Raw genomic sequence first — 4,154 nt, forward strand, 5'->3', positions numbered from 1 at the left:
GTTAACTTGACAGTTAAAGGTGGTAGCGCAAAAGAAAACAATCAATACAAGAGTACAGTGACTTGGGTATTGTCTGACACTGGTACAGATAGCCCAACTGCTTAGTTCCGAATCAGTAACAACAGTACAACTTTCAAGTAATCATTAAGTCTTAAGGATTGCGAGAAAGTTACTGTAACAATCCATGGTTTAAACAGAAATTCCCGCACAGAAACACTAGTATAGACGGATAGGATGGAGAGAGATGAAGAAAAAGATACGGGAACAGTTAAGATGGGTCATAACATGTACAGTCGGTCTTTTTTGTCTGTGGCTTTTACCAAGCACGGTAATTGCGGCTTCAGAAACTGTTTATCCAGTTACGACTGAATATCAAGAGGTTACAAACAAAGATTCAAATGGAAATACGGATCTAACTACTATCCAGAATAATTTTGCTTTGGCAGGAAGAACTACTGGGAATACAACGAGATATAATGGTTATCCTAAGTGGGTGGCGGATGCAGCATTACTAACCCCAAATGTGACAGGGGGATCTTCATATGGTTTTGCGGGAACTATATACTCAAAGAATAAAGTACAACTGGATTCAGACTTTACGATTTCAGGAAGGCTAGCGGCTACACTGAAAAGTTCGGCCAGTAATCCTGATGGTTTTGGAATTGTTTTTCATACAGGAGCTGTTAATCAAGTTGGGAACTCTGGTGGTGGTTTAGGGGTAACAGGCTTACCTAACGCATATGCACTTGTATTCGACACTTACAGAAATTCTGGTGATCCTGCTGTTCCTTATGTTGGTATTTGGGAAACAAATTCCAATGGAACTTTGTCTTCTACAACCCCGTATTATACGACAAACGTACCTAAAGCAAATAGCTATGCTCGTATTTATTATACATTTAAGTATGATCACACTACTAGAGTAATTAGTTTTGAAGCCTTCGCTGATGAAAATAAAACTTTGTTAATCACACCAGCTGGAGGTTATAAAATAACAATTCCAGAATCTATGAGAGAATATTCATTTTCTATAACTGCTGCAATCGGAGGCAACGCTGCTGAACAATATGCGAGCATAGATAGTGGCTCACTACCTATATTGGTCACAAATAAGCCCCAAGTGACTAAGGAATTTGGATCAACATATAGCACAACATTAAATTTAGCTGATACAAATGGAACTGCTTATCCAGCAGGATCAGTTGCGACTGTGAACGGAACAGATTATACAATGGATGATACTTCATCTATTACAATTCCTCTAGGTACATCCGCTTCTGAAACAAACCTAACAATTGCGGTCAAATCGTTTAAAGAATACAATAATCAGAAATTTGATGCTATAGTATCCGACTCAATCACCTATACTCCGCAACAAAGATTCTGGGGAGATGTCCCTTGGACATTTGATAGCACCACGGGTACGTTAACGTTTACTTCTGGGGGGACGTTTTCAACCTCAGATGACTCCCCATGGAACCGAACAGATGCGTTAAAAATTTCTAGTACAGATATAAAAAAAATTGTGTTCACAACTGCAGTAAAGACACCAGCCAATGCAGCTTTTCTATTTGGTGGGTATATCAATAGTTCTACATCAACAAATAAGGCTTTAAGTAATCTGACAACAATTGAAGGGTTAACCTATCTAGACACAAGTAACGCAACCACAATGGAAGGTATGTTTTTAAATGCGAGTAGTTTAACCAGTTTAGATCTGACTAGTTTTAATACTAGTCAGGTTACAAATATGAAATATATGTTTGCTGGAACAAGTAGTTTGACCAGTTTAGATCTGACTAATTTTATTACGAGCAAAGTTACTACTATGTATCAAATGTTTATGACGGCAAGTGAACTAACGAACCTGAACTTGATGAGTTTTGATACAAGTCAAGTTACTAATATGAATAATATGTTTTATGGAGTAAACAGTTTGACTAGTTTAGATTTAAGTAACTTTAATACAAGCAAAGTCACTGACATGGGGAGTATGTTTGCTAATATGAGCAGTTTGACTAGCTTAAATATAAGTAACTTTGATACGAGTACTTTAAAGCCTAATATGAGCTCCGCTTTGGTCAATACAACAGTATTAAAATCAATCACACTTGGTCCAAAATTCCTAGATACATCAAACACATCAAAATTACCAAGTATCCGTACAACTGATGAGTATTCTGGTAATTGGCAATACCAAAAAGATGGATCTATAGTCGGGACGACCAATGAGTTTCTTGCCAAATATGATGGGAAAAATCCGGGTACGTATGTCTGGGGAGCAGCTACGGTAACCATGACTGTTCAATACTTAGATAGCACACTTAAGGATTCAGATGAAACAGTTAATAAGTCTATTTTTTCCGACGCAGCAGGAGTTGCTTCGTCAACGAAAGTCGATACAGAAACGCGTTCTGTCCCAATAGGAGAAGAAATCGAGACTCTTTTTACAAGTCAAGAGATTACGTATTATGGATATGATGGCTATCTGGGAAAAGAAGGGAATGCGTTAAAATCTACAGCTGATTATACTGTAACAGATACTAGCACAGGAACGACCTTGTCAACTACTACAGTTCCTACTAGTAACTTTACAGTCACCTTTTATTATGAGCCTATGACAACCTTGGTTGAAGCTCCTGATGAATTTAATTTTGGTAATATGGATCCTCGAAATTTATTAGCTAAAGAGACTTTCGTTTATCCGACGAATAGTCAAATTAAAAATGTTAAAATATTAAATACAAATCGTAACGTAGAATGGACCCTTAGCGCTCAGTTATCAAGCGCTTTTCAAAGAGAAAATGACGGCTTAGCCTTAGAAGGCTATCTATTTTATCTAAATTCTAATAAAGAAAAAAATAAAATTTTAGCACCTAGTGCTACGCAATTAGCGTCTCAAAATGGACAATTTCCTACACAAGAATTTGTCACAGTGTTGGAAAATCCATTATATAACACGGGTATTGGTATGAGTGTTTATAATACACAGCGAAATTTTTTAGGCGACTATACTGGAAAAATTGACTGGTTACTTACAACTAAAAACATATAAGGTTTCATCACTATACACATTTGAGATATTTCTGAATAATCAGGAATGAAAGCTACCACCATACACCTTTTTGTAATGCCGATAACGATTAAACTAAGAGTAAATCATATGTGTGCATCTTGGGTGTTACGCTTAAAAATGATGATTATCTAATAAGACTGAAAGAAGGAGAGACAAATGAATCAAGTACTACTTTTAACGACAAATCTTTCAGCAGATACTCAATTGAAAGAAAACTTAGACTATTTAGGATACGAAGTTCTTTGCTCAACACAATTGGTTGAGCCATTCATGACAGATAACTCCCCGTTGGTATTCAATTTTCCTGTTGTAATTTTTAGCGATACTCTTACAAATGAAATGGTTGACACAATTTTACGAAAGGGACAAGTAGCCGGCCGTGTCATTTTACGTTGTGATATCCCTCCTTTAAATGACGAGTTAACCGAAGAGTGGCAGAAATTGGGACTAACTGCACAATTCTCAAAGTATTCTCCTTTGTCAAATTTGAGAGAGTTACTGTCCTCTTCTCGACAGTTACATTTCAGTGGAATAAAAGCACGTCAACCAGGTGGGACTTTGGCATCAACTGTTACTTTTATGGAAGCGATTGGGACTTTCTCGTCAAAAGAAAGAAAATTGTTTGAAATATTATCCAATGAAAAGGGAGGATTTCTCACGCGAAAAGAAGTTGCCCAACGAATGTGGAATGGTCAACCGACAAGTTCACACTTGGCGCAACTTTCTCAAATTGTTAGTAGGATTCGCCTGAAATTTGCTCGATATGGATTTACAGAACAAAGTATCGAAACACACTGGAAAAAAGGCTATAGAGTTTCAGACGAAATAGAACCATTTAACAATATAAATTGAAAAGAGAACCTGTTTTGGGATTTTATCCTAAAGTAGGGCTCTTTTTATTTAGTTTATATAAATTTTGCAATCTTATATAAATTACTCGCGGAGAAATTAATAAAAGAACAATTATTTATTATAGGTAACCTAAACGAAATCAAGACCTGATTCAAAACTATGCAAATCTATCTTTCTCAATTTTTATAGCTAGGATTTGACTGTGAGATCTGAATAATAATTATTA

General features: G+C 36.2%; 3 protein-coding genes. All 3 read left to right on the forward strand.

Features of this window, described 5'->3' with window-relative positions; translation table 11 throughout:
- The first annotated feature begins 6 nt into the window (after nucleotides 1-6).
- On the forward strand, nucleotides 7-105 hold the full coding sequence (locus AC1Z3S_RS19810) for a hypothetical protein (RefSeq protein WP_461741810.1): 99 nt from the start codon (nucleotides 7-9) through the stop codon (nucleotides 103-105).
- Nucleotides 106-244: 139 nt separating this feature from the next.
- A complete protein-coding gene (locus tag AC1Z3S_RS19815) occupies nucleotides 245-3,055 on the forward strand; it encodes a BspA family leucine-rich repeat surface protein (RefSeq protein WP_461741808.1) in 2,811 nt (936 codons plus the stop codon).
- Between the two features lie 177 nt (nucleotides 3,056-3,232).
- Nucleotides 3,233-3,928: a winged helix-turn-helix domain-containing protein gene (locus AC1Z3S_RS19820; protein ID WP_461741809.1), complete on the forward strand. Its 696-nt coding sequence runs from the start codon at nucleotides 3,233-3,235 to the stop codon at nucleotides 3,926-3,928.
- The last annotated feature ends 226 nt before the right edge of the window (nucleotides 3,929-4,154 follow it).

The organism is Enterococcus sp. LJL90, from assembly GCF_056924355.1.

Coding starts and splice junctions, on each gene's coding strand:
- AC1Z3S_RS19820 (WP_461741809.1), top strand. CDS start 3,233: ATGAATCAAGTACTACTTTTAACGACAAATCTTTCAGCAGATACTCAA.
- AC1Z3S_RS19815 (WP_461741808.1), top strand. CDS start 245: ATGAAGAAAAAGATACGGGAACAGTTAAGATGGGTCATAACATGTACA.